This is a genomic window from Streptomyces sp. NPDC023481 (assembly GCF_055560195.1).
In genome coordinates this window covers 139,404-159,756 of the sequence record NZ_JBVHJE010000014.1, presented here as the reverse complement: position 1 = coordinate 159,756, position 20,353 = coordinate 139,404, and the positions used below count along the sequence as shown (strand labels likewise).

Annotated in this window: 21 protein-coding genes; 3 read left to right on the top strand and 18 right to left on the bottom strand. The window is 73.4% G+C overall.

All coding sequences use genetic code 11. From position 1 onward, the window contains the following. Window positions 1-4: 4 nt before the first annotated feature. The 16 genes from ACZ3ZD_RS25885 to ACZ3ZD_RS25810 all read right to left on the bottom strand — a co-directional run bounded on the left by ACZ3ZD_RS25885 (window position 5) and on the right by ACZ3ZD_RS25810 (window position 14,687). Window positions 5-802: an HAD family acid phosphatase gene (locus ACZ3ZD_RS25885; RefSeq protein ID WP_467401754.1), complete on the bottom strand. Its 798-nt coding sequence runs from the start codon at window positions 800-802 to the stop codon at window positions 5-7. An 82-nt stretch (window positions 803-884) separates the two neighbouring features. Continuing rightward, window positions 885-1,994 (bottom strand): pectinesterase family protein, encoded by a 1,110-nt coding sequence (locus tag ACZ3ZD_RS25880; RefSeq protein ID WP_467401752.1) that lies wholly within the window; start codon window positions 1,992-1,994, stop codon window positions 885-887. A 69-nt stretch (window positions 1,995-2,063) separates the two neighbouring features. After that, window positions 2,064-3,350, bottom strand: coding sequence for a pectate lyase family protein (locus ACZ3ZD_RS25875; protein ID WP_467401749.1), 1,287 nt, complete (start codon window positions 3,348-3,350; stop codon window positions 2,064-2,066). Between the two features lie 56 nt (window positions 3,351-3,406). Next, window positions 3,407-4,186 (bottom strand): rhamnogalacturonan acetylesterase, encoded by a 780-nt coding sequence (locus ACZ3ZD_RS25870; protein WP_467401747.1) that lies wholly within the window; start codon window positions 4,184-4,186, stop codon window positions 3,407-3,409. A gap of 16 nt (window positions 4,187-4,202) precedes the next feature. Further along, window positions 4,203-5,546, bottom strand: a complete 1,344-nt coding sequence (locus ACZ3ZD_RS25865) for an ABC transporter substrate-binding protein (protein WP_467401744.1) — start codon at window positions 5,544-5,546, stop codon at window positions 4,203-4,205. Between the two features lie 111 nt (window positions 5,547-5,657). After that, complete coding sequence (locus tag ACZ3ZD_RS25860; RefSeq protein WP_467401741.1) at window positions 5,658-5,792, bottom strand: hypothetical protein; 135 nt, start codon at window positions 5,790-5,792, stop codon at window positions 5,658-5,660. Next, window positions 5,789-6,634, bottom strand: coding sequence for a DUF6807 domain-containing protein (locus tag ACZ3ZD_RS25855; protein ID WP_467401739.1), 846 nt, complete (start codon window positions 6,632-6,634; stop codon window positions 5,789-5,791). Before ACZ3ZD_RS25855 ends, ACZ3ZD_RS25860 begins: the two co-directional genes overlap by 4 nt. Further along, window positions 6,631-7,773 carry a Gfo/Idh/MocA family protein gene (locus tag ACZ3ZD_RS25850; RefSeq protein ID WP_467401736.1) on the bottom strand — a complete coding sequence of 381 codons (1,143 nt, stop codon included), beginning with the start codon at window positions 7,771-7,773 and terminating at the stop codon, window positions 6,631-6,633. The genes ACZ3ZD_RS25855 and ACZ3ZD_RS25850 overlap by 4 nt, the downstream gene beginning before the upstream one ends. Window positions 7,774-7,954: 181 nt before the next feature. Continuing rightward, on the bottom strand, window positions 7,955-8,839 hold the full coding sequence (locus tag ACZ3ZD_RS25845; protein ID WP_467401734.1) for a carbohydrate ABC transporter permease: 885 nt from the start codon (window positions 8,837-8,839) through the stop codon (window positions 7,955-7,957). After that, on the bottom strand, window positions 8,836-9,771 hold the full coding sequence (locus tag ACZ3ZD_RS25840; RefSeq protein ID WP_467401730.1) for a carbohydrate ABC transporter permease: 936 nt from the start codon (window positions 9,769-9,771) through the stop codon (window positions 8,836-8,838). The genes ACZ3ZD_RS25845 and ACZ3ZD_RS25840 overlap by 4 nt, the downstream gene beginning before the upstream one ends. Before the next feature lie 131 nt (window positions 9,772-9,902). Then, window positions 9,903-11,636, bottom strand: coding sequence for an L-arabinonate dehydratase (gene araD, locus ACZ3ZD_RS25835; protein WP_467401728.1), 1,734 nt, complete (start codon window positions 11,634-11,636; stop codon window positions 9,903-9,905). Beyond that, the gene (locus ACZ3ZD_RS25830) at window positions 11,633-12,544 is read right to left on the bottom strand and encodes a dihydrodipicolinate synthase family protein (RefSeq protein WP_467401725.1); all 912 of its coding nucleotides are present in this window, start codon (window positions 12,542-12,544) and stop codon (window positions 11,633-11,635) included. Before ACZ3ZD_RS25830 ends, araD begins: the two co-directional genes overlap by 4 nt. Next, complete coding sequence (locus ACZ3ZD_RS25825; RefSeq protein ID WP_467401723.1) at window positions 12,541-13,197, bottom strand: GntR family transcriptional regulator; 657 nt, start codon at window positions 13,195-13,197, stop codon at window positions 12,541-12,543. The genes ACZ3ZD_RS25830 and ACZ3ZD_RS25825 overlap by 4 nt, the downstream gene beginning before the upstream one ends. A 162-nt stretch (window positions 13,198-13,359) precedes the next feature. Further along, window positions 13,360-13,641 carry a hypothetical protein gene (locus ACZ3ZD_RS25820; protein WP_467401720.1) on the bottom strand — a complete coding sequence of 94 codons (282 nt, stop codon included), beginning with the start codon at window positions 13,639-13,641 and terminating at the stop codon, window positions 13,360-13,362. Window positions 13,642-13,679: 38 nt separating this feature from the next. Then, the gene (locus ACZ3ZD_RS25815) at window positions 13,680-13,985 is read right to left on the bottom strand and encodes a hypothetical protein (RefSeq protein WP_467401717.1); all 306 of its coding nucleotides are present in this window, start codon (window positions 13,983-13,985) and stop codon (window positions 13,680-13,682) included. 93 nt (window positions 13,986-14,078) lie between these two features. Then, window positions 14,079-14,687 (bottom strand): TIGR03086 family metal-binding protein, encoded by a 609-nt coding sequence (locus ACZ3ZD_RS25810; RefSeq protein WP_467401716.1) that lies wholly within the window; start codon window positions 14,685-14,687, stop codon window positions 14,079-14,081. 187 nt (window positions 14,688-14,874) lie between these two features. Between ACZ3ZD_RS25810 and ACZ3ZD_RS25805 the strand changes: the two genes are divergently transcribed. After that, entirely contained in the window at window positions 14,875-16,107 is a 1,233-nt protein-coding gene (locus ACZ3ZD_RS25805; RefSeq protein WP_467401714.1) for an MFS transporter, read from the top strand. On the opposite strand, the gene ACZ3ZD_RS25800 is transcribed toward ACZ3ZD_RS25805, so the two are convergent. Both ACZ3ZD_RS25800 and ACZ3ZD_RS25795 read right to left on the bottom strand, forming a co-directional pair. Continuing rightward, on the bottom strand, window positions 16,044-17,207 hold the full coding sequence (locus ACZ3ZD_RS25800) for a hypothetical protein (protein ID WP_467401711.1): 1,164 nt from the start codon (window positions 17,205-17,207) through the stop codon (window positions 16,044-16,046). The genes ACZ3ZD_RS25805 and ACZ3ZD_RS25800 overlap by 64 nt on opposite strands. Next, complete coding sequence (locus tag ACZ3ZD_RS25795; RefSeq protein WP_467401708.1) at window positions 17,204-18,145, bottom strand: 5-dehydro-4-deoxyglucarate dehydratase; 942 nt, start codon at window positions 18,143-18,145, stop codon at window positions 17,204-17,206. Before ACZ3ZD_RS25795 ends, ACZ3ZD_RS25800 begins: the two co-directional genes overlap by 4 nt. Window positions 18,146-18,409: 264 nt before the next feature. Between ACZ3ZD_RS25795 and ACZ3ZD_RS25790 the strand changes: the two genes are divergently transcribed. Together ACZ3ZD_RS25790 and ACZ3ZD_RS25785 are read left to right on the top strand one after the other, a co-directional pair. Beyond that, the gene (locus ACZ3ZD_RS25790; protein ID WP_467401704.1) at window positions 18,410-19,219 is read left to right on the top strand and encodes an NAD-dependent epimerase/dehydratase family protein; all 810 of its coding nucleotides are present in this window, start codon (window positions 18,410-18,412) and stop codon (window positions 19,217-19,219) included. 285 nt (window positions 19,220-19,504) lie between these two features. Next, window positions 19,505-20,275 (top strand): DeoR/GlpR family DNA-binding transcription regulator, encoded by a 771-nt coding sequence (locus ACZ3ZD_RS25785; protein ID WP_467401703.1) that lies wholly within the window; start codon window positions 19,505-19,507, stop codon window positions 20,273-20,275. The last annotated feature ends 78 nt before the right edge of the window (window positions 20,276-20,353 follow it).

Genomic DNA, 20,353 nt, shown 5'->3' with positions numbered 1-20,353 from the left:
AGGTTCAGCCGACGAAGTACGTCGGGTTCGGCAGCTTGTACGTGCGGTTCGCGTAACCGCCGTCCAGGTCCGAGTACTGGTCGCCGAAGTTGGCGATGATCTCGTAGCCCAGGTCGTCCTCGATGTGCCTGCGCGTCCCGGACTTGTACTGCACGGTCGTGCAGTTCCAGGTGCCGGGGACGGCGCAGTCCTTCAGGTACGCCGGCGGGTTGGCCTTGTCCTTGAGGAACATGTGGCCGGCGTCGAGGTTCACGTCGGCGCCGACCTTCTTCAGGTTCTCCACGGCGGCGGAGCGCTGGGCCTCGGTCAGACCGGAGTTGTAGAAGACCGTGACACCCTTGGACTCGGCGTACCGCACCAGCTCGGGGCTGCCGAAGACGGCCGGGCGGTCGGCCTTGTTCACGTAGTCGTTCCACGTGGTGCCGTTGTACGTGTAGTTGGTGCGCTTCTCGTAGTCGAGGCTGAGCAGCAGCGTGTCGTCGATGTCGAAGACGACGGCCGGCTTCTCGCCCTTGTGCCGCGCCTTGCGGGCCGCCTGGTCGATGTAGTGCCTGGCGTCGGCGTCGATGTGCGCCAGGTCCTCGGCGTACGGGCTGTCCGGAGACGCCTGGTAGACGCCGTCGCCGTCGGCGGTGGTGCCGTAGTAGGTGTCGATGTCCTTCACCAACTGACCGATGTTGTACGGCTCGTGGGTGGAGTTGGCCGTCGACTGACGGGCGCCGGCCGCACCCGCGCCGTACAGCGCCGCACCGGCGACGACACAGGCGGCACCGGCCGCGGCCACCTTGAGGGACTTCCGCATGGATTCTCCGGATCTGGTGAATAGGGTTGACGTACCAGGTCACGGACTGTCTACGCGCATCACAACGTTACGGCGACCCCTGTTATCCGATCGATATCGGCGAGGGAGGCGTCCAGTCCCCCAGCCAGGCCGCCCTGGTCGCCGACGCGGCCTGTGCGGCGGGCAGTTGGGGGCGGTTTTCCGGGGCGGTGACACGGGCGCCGGGACCGGTGTTGCGGTACTCGGCGAAGCGCTGGTCCTGCCAGGGATGGGACGCCGACATGTCGGTGTAGGGGGCGGTCGCGTCGATGCCGGGGCCCAGCCAGGTGTCGCGGACGGTGAGCATCGGGCGGGCGGTGGGGTCGGTGCTGGGGACCCAGGGGCGGGCCAGTTTGTAGGAGGCGTCCGGGGCGGCGCTGGTGACACGGCCGCGGACGACCAGGTAGCCGCGCGGGTTGGCGGCGGCCGTGGACGGCGCGAACACGAAGCCGTAGGGCGGCGCGGCCAGGTCGGTCCGGTTCAGGGTGTGGAAGTGGCAGTGCTCGTACACGGCGCTGGCCCGCCCGAAGACGAAGTCGACGTCTCCCTCGGCGTAGCAGTGGGCGTAGTACTGGCGGGCGACGGCGCCGAGGGCCGCGGAGTCGGCGTACAGGGTGTCCTGGTGGCCGAGGAAGCGGCAGTGCAGGAAGGCGCTGCGGTCGCCCTGGACCTTGAGGGCGACGGCCTGGGTGCCGCTGGTGTCCGGGTGGCCGGCGCGCAGCCAGTCGTTGGCGAAGGTGATCCGGCGGGCGGTGAACCCGTCGGCCTGCACGGTGGTCGTCGCCGAGCCGCTGGTGCCGTACGTGCCGCCGCCGGGCTTGGGGGTGCCGGCCGCGTTGTCGTACACGATCACGACGTCGCGGGGGTTCTCGGAGGCGCCGATCCAGGTCATGCCCGTACGGCCGGCGTCGACGGCGACCGTCTCCCGGTAGCGGCCGGGGGCGATCACCAGGGTCCGGCCGGTGCCGGTGGCGGCGGTGACAGCGGCCTGGACGGAGGTGAAGTCGCCGCGGCCGTGCGGGTCGACGTACAGGGTGCCCGGGGTGAGGCGGCGGGCCGGTGAGCCGTAGCGGCCGAACGGGCGGGGGCGTGCGTGTGCGGGGGCGGCCGACAGGACGAGCGCGGCGGCGGTCCCGGCGCTCGCGGTGAGCAGACCCCGTCGGGTCAGGGGCATGGGCGTGCTCCTTCCAAGGGCTGTGGGGCGCGGGGGCGGCCGGGGCGGGGCGCGCCCCGGCCGGTGGGGTCAGCGCACGTGGCCGGCGCCCGCGCAGTGGTCGACGAGGCCGGGGACGGCCTGCGGCCGGTCGACCCGGGTCCGCAGGACGGGTGTCCAGCCGGCGCCGGACTGGAGGATCTCGCCGGGCACCTGCGCGTTGTGGACGGCGACGAGGTCGGTCGGCCGGCCGTTGACGTAGTTGTCGCCGGCGGTGACGGGTGCCTCCTTCCACTTCTTCAGGATCGAGCCGGCCTGGACGCCGTCGGGCAGGGTGAACGCGTTGTGCTCGGCGACGAGCCGGGACTCCATGCCGATGCCGTAGCTGTAGGAGTAGCCGTCACCGGCGACGAAGTGGTTGTTGTACGAGTCGACCTGTCCGAAGCGGACGCGCGGGGCCCGCTCGACCAGGTTCCGGAACAGGTTGTGGTGGAAGGTGGCCTTCAGGTGTCCGCGGTCGACGGCGGCGGTGGACGCGCTGTCGCTGTTGCCGACGAGGATCGTCTTGTCGTGGTCCTCGAAGACGTTCCAGGAGGCGGTGACGTAGTCGGCGCCCTTGACGATGTCCAGTTCGCCGTCGTGCTGTTCGTAGATCCGGCCGTAGTACGACGGCAGGGTGCTGTCCGGGTGGTCCCCGTCGGTGAACGTGTCGTGGTCGATCCACACATGGGTCGAGCCGTGGACGACGGCGCTGTCGTACTCGGAGTTCCAGTTGCCGTCGGCGGTGTCGGTCGGGTCCCACTGCGGGAAGCAGTCCAGGGGGCTCTCGAAGGCCAGATTGCGGACGATGACGTTGTCGACGCCCTCGATCTGGAGGCTGGCGCCCTTGAAGCCGGCGTTCCCGCCGACGCCGATGATGGTGGTGTTGGCCGGGACGTCCGCCTTGACGAAGGCGTCCTGGCGGGCGGCGGAGGCGCGGCGCAGGCCCTCGGGGCTGTCGTCGGGTTCGCCGTCGAGGTTCGTGGTACGGCCCCACACCGCCGGGTCGTAGGTCCTGAGATAGGTGGCGAAGTCGTAGCCGGGTACGGCGAACGCGTCGCAGCCCGGCCCGTCGGCGTCGATCGTGCCCGTGACCCGGACGATCTTCGGCGCGCTGCCGCCGTCGGCCAGAGCGGCCTTGAACTGCTCCCAGGTGGTGACGGTGTACACATGGGCCGGGTCGGCGGCGGCTCCGCCGGTCGTGCCGGTGCCGTAGGCCGCCCAACCGTCCCTGGCGGGCAGCACCTGCCGGTCGGGGCCGGCCCGGTGGAAGGCCTGCGCGGACGCGGTGCCGGTGACGGCGAGGACGAGGGCCGTGCCGCCCACCAGGGCGTTCATGACCCGTCCATGACATCTCGATATACGCACGGTGCGGCTCTCCTCTTGACGTTGGGTCAGGACGTGGTGGCCGGCGGCCAGGTGATCCAGGACGCCGGGATGTTCTCGTGCAGCCGTACGACGTCGTGCCGTGCCAGCACCCGGGCGCGCGACAGCTCCCGCGCCACCAGCCGGGCCACGGCGATGGCGCCCGGCGGGTTGAAGTGGGTGTTGTCCTGCTCGGTGGCGGTCCAGTTGAAGTAGGTCTTCGTCTCCTCCACCCCGAGCCGCTGCCACAGCGCGAGCGACAGCGCCTCGATGTCGAGCAGCGCCACCTCCTCCCGTGCGGCCAGCGCCCGCATGGCCGCCGGGTAGTCGCCGTGGGTGGGCTGGGCGTTGCCGCCGGCGTCGAACCGGCGGCGCTCCACGGGGGTGGCGAGGACGGGCCGGGCCCCGCGGGACCGGGCGCCGTCGAGGTACAGCCGCAGGTACCGCTGGTACGTCGTCCACGGCTCGGTGTACCGGGCGGGGTCGGTGGCTTTCTCGTCGTTGTGCGCGAACTGGACGAGGAGCAGGTCGCCGGGGCGGATGACCGAGAGGATCGCGTCCAGCCTCCCCTCGTCGACGAAGCTCTTCGAACTCCGCCCGTTCACGGCGTGGTTGGCGACCCGCACCTCCTCGCGGAGGAAGAAGGGGAGTACCATCCCCCACCCGGTCTCGGGAGCGGCGTCGGCGTACTTCTGTGCGGCGGTGGAGTCGCCCGCGATGTGGAGCGTGCGGGACGCACGGGGGGAACGCCCGGCGAGGGGGACGGCGGCGAGCGCGGCGGACGTGATCTGTCTGCGCGTGAGGGACACGGCCTGTGCCTTTCGACTAGTGGTTCTTCTTCCAGTCGGCCTGCGCCTTGTTCAGCTGGTCGGCCAGCGTGTCCAGGAAGTCCTTGGCGCTCGTCTTCCCGAGCAGCAGCCTCTGGAAGTTGGGCTCGTTGTCCGCCTTCGAGATGGTGTTCCAGTCGGGCAGGTAGTACGGCAGCTGCACGATCTTCGTGTCGGCCCCGTTCAGCGCCTCGGCCGCGAGCTTCGTCGGCTCGGCCCGCTGGATCCACGCGTCCCCGGCCGCGTCGGTGTTCGCCGGGACCTGTCCCGCCGCCTGGTTGAACTTGGAGTTCTCCTTGGCGGAGACGGCGAACTCGATGAACTTCCAGGCGGCCGCCTTGTTCTTGCTCGACTTGAACAGGCTGAGCCCGTCCACCGGGTTGGAGACCTGCACCCGGGTGCCGTCGTCCAGCGTGGGGTTCGGAACGCCCCGGAACCTGCCCTTGCCGAGCGCCTTGAGATGGTCCTGGTACGAGCCCAGGTTGTGGCTCAGCATGCCGATCGTGCCGCTGTCCCACTGGGCGACCATCTTGGTGAAGTCGTTGTTCACGTCGGCGGACGGGGTGTCCTTCTTGTAGAGCGCGACGTACTTCTCCAGCGCGGCCACGTTCCTGGGGTCGTTGACGGTGGTCCTGTCGCCGTTCCAGAACGAGGTGATGCCGCTCTGGCCGTACACCGCGTCGAGGGCCGGCGCGATGGCGCCCTCGCCGCCGCGGATGGTGAAGCCGAACCGGTTCCTGCCCTTGTCGGTGAGCTTGCCGGCGGCCTCGTAGAACTTCGACCAGGTGGTCGGCGCGTCCAGGCCGGCCTTCTTGAACAGGTCGGTCCGGTACCACAGCGTGCCGTTGTTCGCGGAGGTCGGCACCTGGTACAGCGCCCGGCCGCCGCCCGCCGCCTTGCTGACGTCGATCAGGTTCCGGCTCAGCCTGCCCTTCAGCGGGCTCCTGGCCAGCCGGCCGTCCAGCGGTTCCAGGGCGCCCTGGACCGCGACCTCGGCGAGCATCGCGGTGCCCACACCGCCGACGTCCGGGAGGCCGCCGCCCTGGATGGCGGTGTCGTACTTGGACTGGGCGGAGGCCGCCGGGATGCCGACGTACCTGACCTTGATGTCCGGGTTCGCGTGCTGGAAGTCGGCGATGATCTGCTTCCAGATGTCGGTGCGGACACCGCCGTTGTTGTCCCAGAAGGTGATCGTGCCCTTGCCGGAACCCTCGTTCCCCTTCTCCCCCGCGCTGCCGCTGCCGTCGTCGCCGCAGGCGGTGGCGGTCAGCGCGAGGACGGAGCCCAGGGCGACGGCCAGGGCGGCGCGCCTGCTTCTGCGGATGCGGATGCTGCTTGTCATGGTCGGCTCTCTTCTTGTGGATCGGGCGGTGGTGCGGCTGTGGGCCCCACCCATTCGGCGGCGGGCCGGAACGGTGCCGGGACCGCGGGGGGCGGCCGGCGGGCCGGTGGCTTACCGGGCGTGATCCGGAAGCGGGTGAACGTCGCGGACCCCGCTGGAGGCGGTGAGGTGGACGTCGTCGCCGACGCGGACGGCGTCCGGGCCGGACCGGTCGGCGGCCAGGACCGGGTCGGTGCGGGTGGTCACCGGGTCACCGCCGTGCGCACCAGGGCCGCCGCCTCGTGGCGGGTGAGGGCGCCGTCGGCGACGACCGTGACGATCCGGCGTACGGCGGTCCCGCCGGGCGGGACGGTCAGCCGCTCGGAGTGGGCGAGGCAGGAGCCCACTCCGGGGTATTCGGCGGCCCGGACGAACCACGGGTCCCTGCGGGTGTCCGCGGTGGCCCCGGCGAAGACCAGTGTCCAGCCGGCGCCGGCCAGCGCGAGCCAGTCGGCGCGGGTGCCGTGCACCGCGGCCTCGCCGTCCCGGTCGGCGGTGAACACCTCGGGTGCCCTCTCCTCCTTGCGGGCGCGCCAGAAGAAGCCGCCGTAGGGCGCGCCGGGCCGGCCGTTGGTGGCGGGGCTGCCGATCGACAGGGGCGCCGCGGTGACGTTGGTGAGGGAGAAGGTGAAGTCCAGCGCCCAGGACGCGGGGTCGAGTCCGGTGACCGCGACGGTACGGCGCTCGCGCAGCAGCTCGGTGCCGGCGGCGACCCAGCGCAGCTCCTCCACGAAGCCGTCGGGGTCGCGGAGCTGGAAGCCGGCGTGCCGCTGGGCGCCGTGGTCGTCGCGTTCGGTCGGGCCCCGGTCGCGGACGAAGGTCCGGCCGCCCCAGAAGTTGTGTCCCTCGACGTCGGGAACGGCGACACCGACGCCGAGGTGGTGTGCGTGGTCGGCGGGGCTCAGCTCGGTGACCGCCGTGCCGGCCAGGGTGGTGACGGGGTGCAGGTAGGGGCGCGGGGCGAGGCGGGCGGGCAGTTCGGGCCGGACGACGTAACGGGCGACGGGGCGGCCCGCGACCCGCAGGACCGGGCTGTCGGGGGATGTCATCGGGTGCTCACCTCGTTCGGCGGGGCCCAGGGGGCGCCCAGTTCGGAGTAGAGGGCGAGGGTGTCGGCGGACGCGGCGACCAGGCCGTCGACGCCGGGCACGATCCGGCGGTGTTCGGCGGGCAGCAGCCGCCAGGCGTGCTCGGGCAGCGGCGCCGGGTCGGGGGCGGTCCGCACGGCCTCGACGACCCGCATGAAGGCGCCGGTCTCGTCGGGCGGTACCAGCAGCGCGGTACCGCCGTCCAGGTGCCCGAGGAGGTTCTCCAGCAGGTCGGTGCGGCCGTACTCGGTCTCCTCCGGGCCGTGGCCGGTGCGCTGGAGCAGCACCCGGTCCTGCTTGTACCAGAAGGTGATCCGGCCGGTGGTGCCGTGCACCATCAGGTAGGGCTCCCCGGGGTGTTCGGCGCACAGGGTCGCCGCGACCGTGAGCGGTCCGTGCGGGGTGCGGACGCGGACGCAGGAGGTGTCGTCGGACTCGATGGCGTTGGCGCGCAGCAGCTCGGTCTCGATGCCGGTGACGTCCTCGGCGCGGGTGGTGCCGAGCAGCGCGAGCCCGGTGGCGACGGCGTGGGCGAGGGGGTTGGTGAGGACCCCGTCGACCACGTCGGCGCCGTTCAGCCGGCGCCGGCCCGCCCAGGGGGCCCGCCGGTAGTAGGCCTCGTCGCGGGCCCAGGAGCCGGCCCCGCCGACCCCGGTGACCTCGCCGATGGCGCCCTCGGCGACGAGCCGCCGGATCGCGGGCAGCGCGTGCGAGCCGAGCGACTGGAAGCCGATCTGGCAGGCCACGCCGGCCCGCGCGACCCCGTCGGCCATGCGGCGGAACTCGGCGTAGGAGGGCGCGGGCGGCTTCTCCAGCAGCAGGTGCACCCCGCGCTCGGCGGCGGTGAGCGCCAGGTCGGTGTGGGTGGGGATCGGGGTGCAGACGACCGCGATCCGCGCACCGGTGGCGTCCAGGAGCGCGCCGAGATCGGCGGACTGCTCGGGCGTGCCGAGCCCGTCGGGGATCTCCGCCGCGGTCAGCGGGGTCGGTTCGCAGATCCCGGCCAGCCGCACGCGCCCCGCGGCCTGGAGCCGGCGGATGTTCCCCAGGTGCCAGCGACCGTGCCCGCGGGCCCCCGCCAGAACGACGGGCACACTCATCGCGGCCTCCCCACGCCCGCGCCTGCGCCCACGCCGGGTGCCGCCGGCGCGGTACCGCCGCTGCTGCCGCCGCCGCCGAGGGGGCGGTGGCGTCCGGCGCGGCCGGTCACCGGGTGCGGACGCCTGTCGTCGGCGCACGCGCCGCGCGGGGTGCCGGTGCCGAGCCCGGCAGGGCGGAGCCTCATCCCTTCACCGCCCCCGCGCTGAACCCGGTGATCAGCCATTTCTGGATGAAGGCGAACACGATCACCACCGGTACGGCCGCGATGATGCCGCCGGCGGCCAGGGCGCCCAGGTCGACGCTGTCCGCGCTCATCAGGGTGTTGAGGCCGACCGGGATGGTCTGCTTGTCCGGGTCGGACAGGAACATCAGGGCGAACAGGAAGTGGTTCCAGGCGTGCACGAAGGCGAAGGAGCCGACGGCGATCAGCCCGGGCCGCAGCAGCGGCAGCACCACGATCCGGAAGGCGGTGAACCGGTTGCAGCCGTCCACCCAGGCGGCCTCCTCCAGCGAGGGCGGCACGTTCCGGATGAACCCGCTGATCAGGATCATCGACAGCGGCAGCTGGAAGACGGTCTCGGCGAGGACGACGCTGCCCAGCGAGTTGATCATCGACAGCTTGGCGAAGATCTGGAACAGCGGCACCAGCAGCAGCGCGCCCGGCACGAACTGGGAGCACAGCAGGGCCAGCATGAAGCCGCGCTTGAGCCGGAAGTCGAAGCGGGCGAGCGCGTAGCCCCCGGCCAGGGCGACCACGGTGGTCAGCACCAGGGTGGCGAGGCCGACGTAGACGCTGTTGGTGAAGTAGGTGCCGAAGCCGCGCTCGGTCCACACCTTCTGGAAGTGCTCGAAGGTCATCGGCCAGGGCACCAGCGAGGTGGAACCGGCCGGGCGGAGCGCGAAGAGCAGGATCCAGTAGAACGGGATCAGGGTGAACAGGAGGTAGACGGTCAGGGGGAGGTAGATCTGCCAGCGCGGGACCTCGTCCCAGGCGCGGCGCCGGCCCCCGGGCCGGACGGGTTCGTCCGCGACCCGTGCGGGCGCGGGAGCGATCTCGGTGATCACTTGGAGTCGCCTCCGAACTTGCTCAGCCGCAGGTAGACGATCGAGCAGAAGAGCAGGATCACGAACGCCACCGTGGTCAGTGCGGAGGCGTAGCCGAAGTTGTGGGCGTCGACGCTGGTGTTGGCGATGTAGAGGGGGAGGGTCGTGGTCTCCCCGGCGGGGCCGCCGCCCGTCAGCGTGTACAGCAGGTCGACGTTGTTGAACTCCCACACCGCGCGCAGCAGCGTGGACAGGACGATGGCGTCCTTCAGGTGGGGCAGGGTGATGTGCCGGAACTGCTGGAGCCGGCTCGCCCCGTCGACCTCGGCGGCCTCGTACAGGTCCCGGGAGACGGACTGGAGGTCGGCGAGGATGAGGATCGCGAAGAACGGCACCCCGCGCCACAGGTCGGCGACCACGGCGGCCGGGAACACCGTGGAGGTGTCCGACAGCCAGCTGGTGCCGTAGGAGCCGAGGCCCGCGTCGGCCAGGTAACGGGTGATGCCCGTCTGGGAGTTGTAGAGCAGCACCCAGATGGCGGAGGTCAGCACGCCGGAGACGGCCCAGGGGGAGAAGACGAGCGCGCGGCCGAGGGCCCGCCCGGCGAAGGTCTGGTTCACGATGAGCGCCAGCGCCAGGCCGAAGAGCAGTTGCAGCCCGACCTCCACCACGACCCACTTGGCGCTGAAGGTCAGCGTGTCCCGGAACTGGGGGTCGTGGGCGAAGGCCTGGGTGAAGTTGGCGAGGCCCGCGAAACCGTTCCGCCATGGCTTGGTGGGGTTGTAGTCCTGCAGGCTGTAGTAGAAGACGCTGAGCACCGGGTAGGCGATGAAGCCCAGCATCAGCAGGGCCGCCGGGGCGATCAGCAGGTACGGCAGCCTGCGCGGGGTCGCGGAGGCACGGCGCCGCCGGGGTGGCGCGGGCGGTTTCGCCACGGCTGCGGCTTGGGCCATGACTGTTCTCCGTTCACGGGTGCGTTCACAGGTAGGGGGCACGGGGGGACGTGCAGGGAGGGCGTGCACAGCGGGTACAGGAAGCGCTTGCTGTACGGGCGTGCGTCGGCCTCGGCGGGACGGGGGCGCGGTCAGCCGGCGTACGGGTCCGCGACGGTGCCCGGCCGGGCCAGGAACTCGAAGTCGCAGCCGGTGTCGGCCTGGGTGATCTGCTCGTTGTAGAGGGCGCCGTAGCCGCGCTCGTACCGGGCGGGCGGCGGGGTCCACCCGGCCCGCCTGCGGTCCAGCTCCGCGTCGTCCACGTGGAGGTGGAGGCTGCGCGCGCCGACGTCCAGGGTGATGAGGTCGCCGGTGCGCACCAGCGCCAGCGGGCCGCCGACGTACGACTCCGGGGCCACGTGCAGCACGCAGGCGCCGTAACTCGTGCCGCTCATCCGGGCGTCGGAGATCCGCACCATGTCCCGCACGCCCTGCTTGAGCAGGTGGTCCGGGATCGGCAGCATGCCGTACTCGGGCATGCCCGGGCCGCCCTTGGGGCCGGCGTTGCGCAGCACCAGGACGTGGTCGGCGGTGATGCCGAGCGCCGGGTCGTTGATGGTGCGCTGCATGGTCCGGTAGTCGTCGAAGACGACGGCCGGGCCGGTGTGCTGGAGCAGGTGGGGTTCGGCGGCGATGTGCTTGATGACCGCGCCGTCCGGGCACAGGTTGCCGCGCAGTACGGCGACCCCGCCCTCGCTGGCGACCGGGTTCTCCCGGGTGCGGATGACGTCGTCGTGGTGCACCCGGGCGCCCCGCAGCTGCTCGCGCAGGGTGTCGTGCGACACCGTCGGCCGGTCCAGGTGGAGCAGGTCGGTGATCCGGGACAGGAAGCCGGGCAGGCCGCCGGCGAAGTGGAAGTCCTCCATCAGGTAGGTCCGGCCGCCGGGGCGGACGTTGGCGAGGACCGGGACCGTGCGGGCGACGCGGTCGAAGTCGTCCAGGGTGAGCCGGACGCCCGCCCGGCCGGCCATGGCGATCAGGTGGATCACGGCGTTGGTGGAGCCGCCGAGGCCGAGCACGGTGGTGACCGCGTCCTCGAACGCCTCGGCGGTGAGGATGTCGGACAGCCCGCGGTCCCGGTGGACCAGTTCGACGGCGGTCAGGCCGGCCTTCGCCGCCATCCGGTCGTGCCCGGAGTCCACCGCCGGGATGCTGGACGCGCCCGGCACGGTCACCCCGAGCGCCTCGGCCGCGGCGGTGAGCGTGGAGGCCGTCCCCATCGTCATGCAGTGGCCGGGCGAACGGGCCAGGCCGCTCTCCAGCTCGCTCATCTCGCAGTCGCCGATGAGGCCGGCCCGCTTGTCGTCCCAGTACTTCCACATGTCGGTGCCGGAGCCGAGGGTCTCGCCGCGCCAGTGGCCCGGCAGCATCGGCCCGGCCGGTACGAAGACGGCGGGCAGGCCGACGGAGGCGGCGCCCATCAGCAGCGCGGGCGTGGACTTGTCGCAGCCGCCCATCAGGACCGCGCCGTCGACCGGGTAGGAGCGCAGCAGCTCCTCGGTCTCCATGGCGAGCAGGTTGCGGTAGAGCATGGGGGTCGGCTTCTGGAAGGTCTCGCTCAGGGTGGAGACCGGGAACTCCAGCGGGAAGCCGCCCGCCTGCCACACCCCGCGCTTGACGGCCTGGGCGCGGTCGCGGAGGTGGACGTGGCAGGGGTTGATGTCGGACCAGGTGTTGAGGATCGCGATGACCGGCTTGCCCAGGTGTTCCTCGGGCAGGTAGCCGAGCTGGCGGGTGCGGGCGCGGTGGCTGAAGGAGCGGAGCCCGTCGGTGCCGTACCACTGGTGGCTGCGCAGTTCCCCGGGCTTCCTGCGGGGGGTGTTCATATCGACCACCCGGCGGCGATGGCGGCGACCTCGGCGCGCTCGTCCTCGGGCAGCGCCCTGCTGGGCGGGCGGACGTCGCGGCGGCACAGGCCGAGCGCGGCGAGGGCCTCCTTGACGACGGTGACGTTGTTGGCGTTGCCGTGCGCGGCGCGCAGTTCCTCGAAGCGGCGGATCTGCTCCCAGACCTTCATGGCGGCCGGGTAGTCGCCGGCGCGCAGCGCTTCGATCATGTTCAGGGAGACGGCCGGGGCGACGTTCACGAGGCCGGAGGTGAAGCCGGTGGCACCGGCGGAGAAGTAGCCGGGGGCGTACGGTTCGGCGAGGCCGGCGACCCAGACGAAGCGCTCCAGGCCCGCGTCCCGGGCGAAGGCGGCGAACCGGGCGGCGTCCGGGACGGCGTACTTGACGCCGATGACGTTCGGGCAGTGGTCGGCGAGTTCGGCCAGCCGGGCGCCGGGCAGCTGGGCGTTGCGCAGGTAGGGCACCACGCCGAGTTCGGGGACGGCCTCGGCGATGGCGCGGTGGTAGTCGACCCAGCCGGCCGCCGAGACGTACGGGTGCACCGGCTGGTGGACCATGACCATGGCGGCCCCGAGGTCGCGGGCGTGCCGGGCGGAGGCGATCGCGGTGGGCAGGTCGTGCCCGACGCCGACCAGCAGGGTGGCGCGGTCGCCGGCCTCGTCGACGGTCAGCTCGGTGACGAGGCGGCGCTCCTCGGGGGTGAGGGCGTAGAACTCGCCGGTGTTGCCGTTGGGGGTGAGGGTGGTGATCCCGCCGTCGAGCACGCGGCGCAGCAGGGCCCGGTGGGCGCCCTTGTCGACGGAGCCGTCCGCGGCGAAGGGGGTCACCGGGATGGCCACCACGTCGGCCAGGGCCGCCCGTTGGGTCTCGAACGTGACGCTGCTCATTGGTGACCTTCCTCGGGGAGGGGCTCCGGGAACGCACGGCGTACGAAGGACGCGATGTGGGCGTGCAGCGCGTGCGCGGCGCCGTCGGCGTCGCCGTCCAGCGCGAGCCGCAGGATCTCCCGGTGCTCGGCGGCCTCGCGGTCCCAGGAGGGGTCGGCGGACCAGGCGACGGCGGAGACGAGGGCGGCCTGGTCGCGGACCTCGTCCAGCATCCGGCCGAGCAGCGGGTTGCCGCACGGCAGGTAGAGGGCGCGGTGGAACTCCCGGTTGGCGAGGGAGCGTTCGGCGGTGTCGGTGGCGGTGTCGGCGCGGGTGAGCGCGTCCCGGGCGGCGTCGAGGCGGGCGCCCCGGGCGACGGCCCGGCGCAGCGCCTCGGGTTCGAGCAGCAGCCGCACGTCGTAGACCTCGCGCGCCATGTCCGCGTCCACCATGCGCACCGTGACGCCCTTGTACTGGCTCATCACGACCAGCCCGGTCCCGGCGAGCGTCTTCAGCGCCTCGCGCACCGGGGTCTTGGACACCCCGAACTGCGCGGCCAGTTCCGTTTCCACCAAGGGCTGACCGGGCGTCAGCTGCCCGGTGAGGATGCGGTGTTTGATCGCGTCGAGCACGTACTGCGTGCGGGACGGGATCGGGGTGGGCACAGAGGTCATGCGGCCCTCTCGGATCTCACATATCGCGTCTCATATATGACGTACGAAGTACGACGCGTTGACCGTAGGAGGGGGGCCGTGATTCGTCAATGCTTCTGACAAAGGAAAGTCACGCGGTGGCCCCGGCGGCTGCCCGGAGGCTTCTCGGGGCTTCCTGGAGGCTCAGATCTCCATCACCGCGGCACAGTCCGGGCAGACCGCGGAGGCGTACTCCTCGGGGTACCAGGGCTCCCCGGGGCTCCCGGCCGGTGTGCGGCGTGCTCTCACCATGGCGAAGGTGTCCTTGCCGCACAGGGTGCGCGGACCGACCACGTCGGGCCGGCCGGGGGCGGCGGGAGCCGCGTGCACCCGGTGCGGGAGGCGTTCGGCGCCGGGCGGCCCGGCCGCGGGGGCGTGCCCGGCGGCCGGGTGCTCCAGCTCGTACACGACGACGATCCCGCTCATGTCTCCACCGTAGGCAGGGCGGTCCGCGGCGGACGCGGTCAGCCGCGGGCGGTGGTGGGCAGGGTGAGCTCGCGGCCGCGGTAGAAGCCCTCGCGCTCCTCGGCGACGTACGGGGCCATGGCCGCGCGCCGCCGCGCCTCCGACTCGGAGTTCCGCCACGCGTCGCAGGACTCCCGGGAGTCCCAGAACGACACCCCGGTGACCTCCCGGCCGTCCTCGGACCAGTAGGCGTAGGCCCGGTGCAGGCCCTGCGGTGCGGGTTCCGGACGCCAGGCCCGCTCGAAGTCGTCCAGCGCGTCCGGCTGAAGGCGGCGCGTCGTCACCCACACGTAGTGCTCCTGCATGGCGGCTTCCTCCGTACCCGTTCGGCGTGCCCCCTCTCAGGGCCACCGTAGGCCCGGCCCGCCGCTTCTGCCGCCCGGCTTCCGCCGGTCGGCTCAGGCCCCGGCCGCCGGGGGCCCGCCCCGGTGCGGCCACGCCGGGTCCCGGCCGCTCAGGCCCACCGCGCGGTCCAGCAGCGGCGCGTGGGCGGGGACCGGGACGGCGGGGCCGAAGATGCCGCCGCCGCGGGTGGGGTCGTCGGCCGCGGCCCGCAGGAACGCGAGGGCCGAGTCGAGGGCGGCCGGGTCGGGGGTGTAGGCCTGGCCGGTGGCGCGGGCCAGGTCCCAGGCGTGGATCACCAGCTCGTCGGCGACGACGGCACCGGCGACCGCGCCCGGCAGGTCCACCCCGCCGGCGCGGGTGTCCCCGGTCCAGGCGCCCGGATCCCGCCACGCCTCGGCCAGCTCGTCCAGCGCCTCGGGCAGCCGCGCGCGCCAGTCGGGGCCGATGTCCGGCAGGGCGGCGGTGGGGCTGGTGTCGGTCGTCGTACCGAGGTCCTTGCGGGCGGCGTCCCGGAAGGCCACGGACAGCATCAGCAGATGTCCCAGCAGGTGGCGCACCGCGAGGTCCGGGCACGGTGTGGCGGCGGTCAGCTGCTCGTCGGTCACGGACGCGGCGAGCCGCGCCACGATCCGGGTCTGGGGGCCGAGGTCCACCATGGTCATGACTTACTCCTTCGCGGTCGCGCTTGCCGTTCGAACCGTTCGAGCCGTTCGAAAGGTTCGTAGGGGTGACCGGCCGGCGCCCGGAAACTCATCGGTGCCGGATCCGGCGTCCCCGGGCGTCCCGCGCCGGAAACCCGGGCATCCTCCCGATCCCGGGACACCCGCCTTAGCCGCACGATGACCAGGCATGACGACTTCCCCGACCGTGTTCCGCGTGCTGCGGGACCGCAACGCGCGGCTGTACCTCGCCGCCCTGCTGGTGTCCGGCTTCGGCACCTCCTCGCTGTGGCTCGCGTCGGGCGTGTGGGTCGAGGACCTCACCGGGTCCGACGGCCTGGCCGCCCTGTCCGTGCTCGCGATGTGGGCGCCCACCGCGGCCGGCCCCGCCCTGGGCCCGCTCGCCGACCGGTACCGCCGAAAACCCCTGGTCATCGCCCTGAACCTGGGCCTCGCCGCGCTGCTGCCCACCCTGTTCACCGTCGACTCCCCCGGCCGCCTGTGGCTGCTGTTCGCGGTGCTGTTCCTGTACGGCACCGCCGGTACCGTGTCCGACGCGGCCGAGTCGGCGCTGGTCACCGCCGTGGTCGGCCCGGACCTGATGGGCGACGTCAACGGGCTGCGGACGGCCCTCACCGAGGGCGTGAAGCTCGTTGCCCCGCTGACCGGCGCGGGCCTCTACACGGTCTGCGGCGGTCCGGGCGTGGCCTGCCTGGACGCCGTCACCTTCCTGCTGGCGGCCGGGCTGTGCGGGCTGCTGCGGGTGCGCGAGGAGTGGCCCGCCCCGGCCGGCGGGAGCTGGCGGCGCCAGACCGCGGACGGCGTCCGGTATCTGTGGCGCCACCCCGGGCTGCGTCCGCTGGTCGCGGCGGGCGGGACGACCATGCTGCTGTCCGCGCTGGCCGGCACGACGGTGTACGCGGTGGCCGGCCGCCTCGGCCACTCCCCCGCCTACGTCGGCGTGCTGTACGCCGCCCAGGGCGCCGGCTCGGTGACCGCCGGGCTGCTCGCCGGGCCGGCGCTGCGGCGGCTGGGCGCCCGGCGGTTCGCGGCGGCCGGGATCGCGCTGACGGGGGCCGCGGTGGTGGCGCGGGCGGTGCCCTGGGAGCCGGTGGCCCTGGCCACCGGCGTGGCGTGCGGCCTCGGCCTGCCCTGTGTGCTGGTCGCCGCGCTCACCGCGGTGCAGCAGCGGACCCCGGGCCCGCTGCTCGGCCGGGTGACGGCCACCGCGCACACGCTGCTCTTCGCCCCGACCGCGCTCGGCCTCGCCGCCGGGGCCGCTCTGGTCGAACCGGCCGGCCCCGGCCTGCTGCTGCCCCTGTGCGGCGCGGCACTCCTCCTGACGGCGCTGCCGCTGCTTCAGCGCCCCGCGAGCGCCTCCCGGACCGCCCTGACGTCCCCGTCGGACGCCAACCCGGCGTGATACAGCCGCAGTTCCGTCGCCCCGTCGGCACGCGCGCGTGCCGCGTCCGCCGCGAGCGTGCCGGGGCTGCCGCCCATGCCGGACACGATGGTGAGGTTGGCGGCCAGCACCGTGCCCTCCCGGGCCCGCGCGGCGAACGGCGCGAGGAGGGACGCACCGCCGGTGCAGGGCACCACGACGCCGTCGGCCACGGTCAGGATGTGGGCGGGGTCGACGCCCGCGTTGGCGCCGCAGTGGTAGGGGACCGGGTCGGCGTGCAGCAGGACCTGGAAGCAGTCCGGGGCGGCGGCCCGTACGGCGGCGACGGCCTCCTCCTGGAGGGTGCGGGCGGTGGTGTCCCGCCACGCGCGCGTGGCGGCCGCGGTGTCCTGCCCCAGCAGCTTCTCCACCGTCGGCCAGCCCTCGTCGCCGCCCGTGCCCCGCCACAGCGGTTCCAGCGCCGCGCGCACGGCGGCAGCCAGCGCGTCGGCGTCCAGGCCCTGTGCGCCGTAGCCGGCCCGGCAGGAAGGGCAGAAGCACAGGGACATCAGGTAGTGCCCGGCGTCCCCGAGTGCGACGCCGGCCGTCTTGTCGTGGGCGTGCAGGTGCTGGAGCCCGTACCAGCCGAGGGACTCCAGTTCGGTGCCGTGCGCGCCGGGGCGTACGGCGGCCTCGGCGGCCAGGTCGACCAGGTACGCGCGGGTGGCGGGCTGGGCGATGCAGGGCGCCCACGGGTAGCGGTCGCCGTAGGCGTTGACGACCGAGGTGTCCGGGTGTTCGGCGCCCATGCGGGAGTTGTGGGCGAGCACGACCCAGGTGTGCACCTGGAGGCCGGCCGCGGCGAGCGCCTCTGCGGCCTCGCCGAAGGCGTCGCCGGGGGCCCAGCGGCCGGCGGGGTAGGGCCGCAGGCCGCGGCCCGCCCAGCGGTGGCCCGGCGGGTAGAGCACGGCCGCGTACTCGGCGGTGACGATGCGGTGGCGGGGATGGCGCGGGGTCAGCGCGCGGGTGGAGTGGTAGGCGGCGGCGAGGGTGACCTGCTCGACGCCGAGTCCGGCGATGCGGGCGGGGGCCTCGGGGTCGCCGTTGACGTCCCAGGGGTAGACGAACGCCGATGCCCTCACGCGTCCTCCTCCAGCAGGGCGTGGCCGCGCTCGATGAGCCGGGCGAGCTGCTTGACGTGCTCCTCGGCCGGCTCGTGCAGCGGCGGCCGGACCTCGCCGACGTCCAGGCCGCGCAGCCGCACCCCCGCCTTGACCAGGGAGACGGCGTATCCGCGGCCCTGGGCGCGCAGTTCCACGAACGGGCGGTAGAAGCCGTCCAGGAGGCGGTGGGCGACGGGCAGGTCGCCGGTCTCCAGGGCGCGGTGGAAGGCGAGCGCGATCTCCGGCGCGAAGCAGAACACGGCCGAGGAGTACAGGGTGATGCCGAGGGCGCGGTAGGCGAGCTGGGTCTGCTCGGCGGTGGGCAGGCCGTTGAAGTACAGGAAGTCGCCGGGGGCCTCGGTGCGGACGGCGCTGACGAAGCGCTGCACGAGGTCGAGGTCGCCGAGGCCGTCCTTGAGGCCGATGACGCCCTCGGTGCGGGCCAGTTCGACCACGGTCCGCGGGGTGAGGACGGCGTTGTCGCGCTGGTAGACGATCACCGGCAGGCCGGCGCCCGCGGTGACCTCCCGGTAGTGCCGCAGCAGGCCCTCCTGCCCGGCGCGCACCAGGTAGGGCGGCATGGCGAGGAGGCCGTCGGCGCCCGCGGCCGCGGCGAGGCGGGCGTAGCGGACGGCGAGCGCGGTGCCGTAGCCGGCGCCCGCGACGACCGGGACGCGCCCCTCGGCCGCCTCGACGGCCACCGTGACCGCGGCCTCGAACTCCTCCGGCAGCAGCGCGTGGAACTCCCCGGTGCCGCAGCAGGCGAAGACGGCGGCGGCACCCGCCTCGACACCGCGGCGCACATGGGTGCGGTAGGTGTCCGGGTCGAGGGAGCCGTCGGGGCCGAAGGCCGTGACGGGGAAGAAGAGCGGCCCGCCCGGCTCGCGGAGCCGGGCGGCGAGAGGGGCTGGCGTCACGGGCGCTCCCTGTCGGTGCAAGCTTCTGATCGACGTCTACATCTCTGAACAACGTCACGCTACGGGCCGCCCTCGGGGCGGGTCAAGCGCCCGAACGGGCAACACTGCGGCGGATTTCCGCGTGTCAGGGCACACTTGACGGGGTGTGCGACGGCTCCCTAGCGTGTCCACGCATGTGAATGCCGGACACGCACACGGACTCAGGCTCACGCACTCACGGACCTACGGACCCACGGCTGTCGAGGACCCCAAGGAGATCGAAGGATGCCCGCTCCCCGCACGATCCTGCTCACCGGCGCCGCCGGCGGGCTCGGCACCCTCATGCGGTCCCTGCTGCCGGAGTACGGCTACACGCTGCGCCTGTTCGACGTGCGGCCCGTCGAGGGCGAGCCGGACGCGATCACCGCGGACCTCGGCGACCGGGACGCGGTGCGGGAGGCCGTGCGGGGCGTCGACGCGGTCCTGCACCTGGCGGGGATCTCCCTGGAGGCCCCCTTCGAGAAGATCCTGAAGTCGAACATCGAGGGCACCTACCACCTGTACGAGGCGGCCCGCGAGGAGGGCGTGCCGCGGATCGTCTTCGCCTCCTCCAACCACGCCGTGGGCTTCACCCCGGCCCCGCGCCCGGGCGAGCCGCCGATCCCCGTCGACACCCCGCGCCGCCCGGACACCTTCTACGGCCTGTCGAAGTCCTTCGGCGAGGACCTGGCCCAGTTCTACTGGGACAAGCACGGCCTGGAGACCGTCTCCGTGCGCATCGGCTCCTGCTTCCCGGAGCCCACCAGCGTCCGCATGCTCTCGGTGTGGATGAGCCCGGCCGACGGCGCCCGCCTCTTCCACGCGGCCCTGACCGCCGAGCGGGTCGGCCACACGGTCGTCTACGGCTCCTCCGCCAACACCCGCCTGTGGTGGGACCTGACCACCGCGCGGGCGCTCGGCTACGAACCCCGGGACGACTCCGAGCCGTTCGCCGGGAAGCTGATCGCCGAACAGGGCGAGCTGGATCCGGAGAACCCGGCCCACAGCCACCTGGGCGGCCCCTTCGTGACCGACCCGCCCATCTGGCCGTACTGAGCCCCAAACGGGCCCCGGGCGGCTTCCGGCGGCCGGAAACGATCGTCCACGCGCGCGGGCGGGCACCGAACGGGCCCGCCCGCGGCCGTGTCCGGGCATCCGCGGTGCCCGCTCCCACCCGGCCCCGGACGGCCGCGCAGGTCCGCGGCGGGCACGGCGCTTGGTGAAGCGGGCCCAAGCGGGCAGTTTCGGGCCCGCAACAGGCCTGGTCAGCGCCGTCCACCGGCGGTAGAACTTCCCCCAGAGGCCCGAACGGGCAGCGCGAAGAGGGAGGTGGGTGACGACATGACCGCCAGGACGGCGGAGGACCGCCGGCGCGAGATCGTGCGGGCCGCCCGCGCCACCGGCTCGGTGGACGTCACCGCGCTCGCCGCCGCACTGGGCGTGGCCAAGGAGACCGTCCGGCGCGACCTGCGCGCCCTGGAGGACCACGGCCTGGTCCGCCGCACCCACGGCGGCGCCTACCCGGTGGAGAGCGCCGGCTTCGAGACGACGCTCGCCTTCCGCGCCACCAGCCACGTGCCCGAGAAGCGCCGGATCGCCACCGCGGCGGCCGAGCTGCTCGGCGACGCCGAGACCGTCTTCGTCGACGAGGGCTTCACCCCGCAGCTCATCGCCGAGGCGCTGCCCAGGGACCGGCCGCTGACCGTGGTCACCGCGTCCCTGCCGGTCGCGGGGGCCCTGGCCGAGGCGGACCAGATCTGCGTCCTGCTGCTGGGCGGCCGGGTCCGCGCGGGCACCCTGGCCACCGTCGACCACTGGACGACCAGGATGCTGGCCGGGTTCGTGCTCGACCTGGCCTACATCGGGGCCAACGGCATCTCCCGCGAACACGGACTGACCACCCCCGACCCGGCCGTCGGCGAGGTCAAGGCGCAGGCCGTCCGGGCCGCCCGCCGCACGGTCTTCGCGGGGGTGCACACCAAGTTCGGCGCGGTCGGCTTCTGCCGCTTCGCCGAGGTCGGCGCGCTGGAGGCGATCGTGACCAGCACCCTGCTCCCGGCCGCCGAGGCCCACCGCTACTCCCTGCTGGGCCCGCAGGTCATCCGGGTCTGAACCGCCACCCCCACTCCTCCGCGGGGCGCCCGCACCACCGAGCGCCCCTTATGTCCCCATGTCCCCGTATTCCGACAC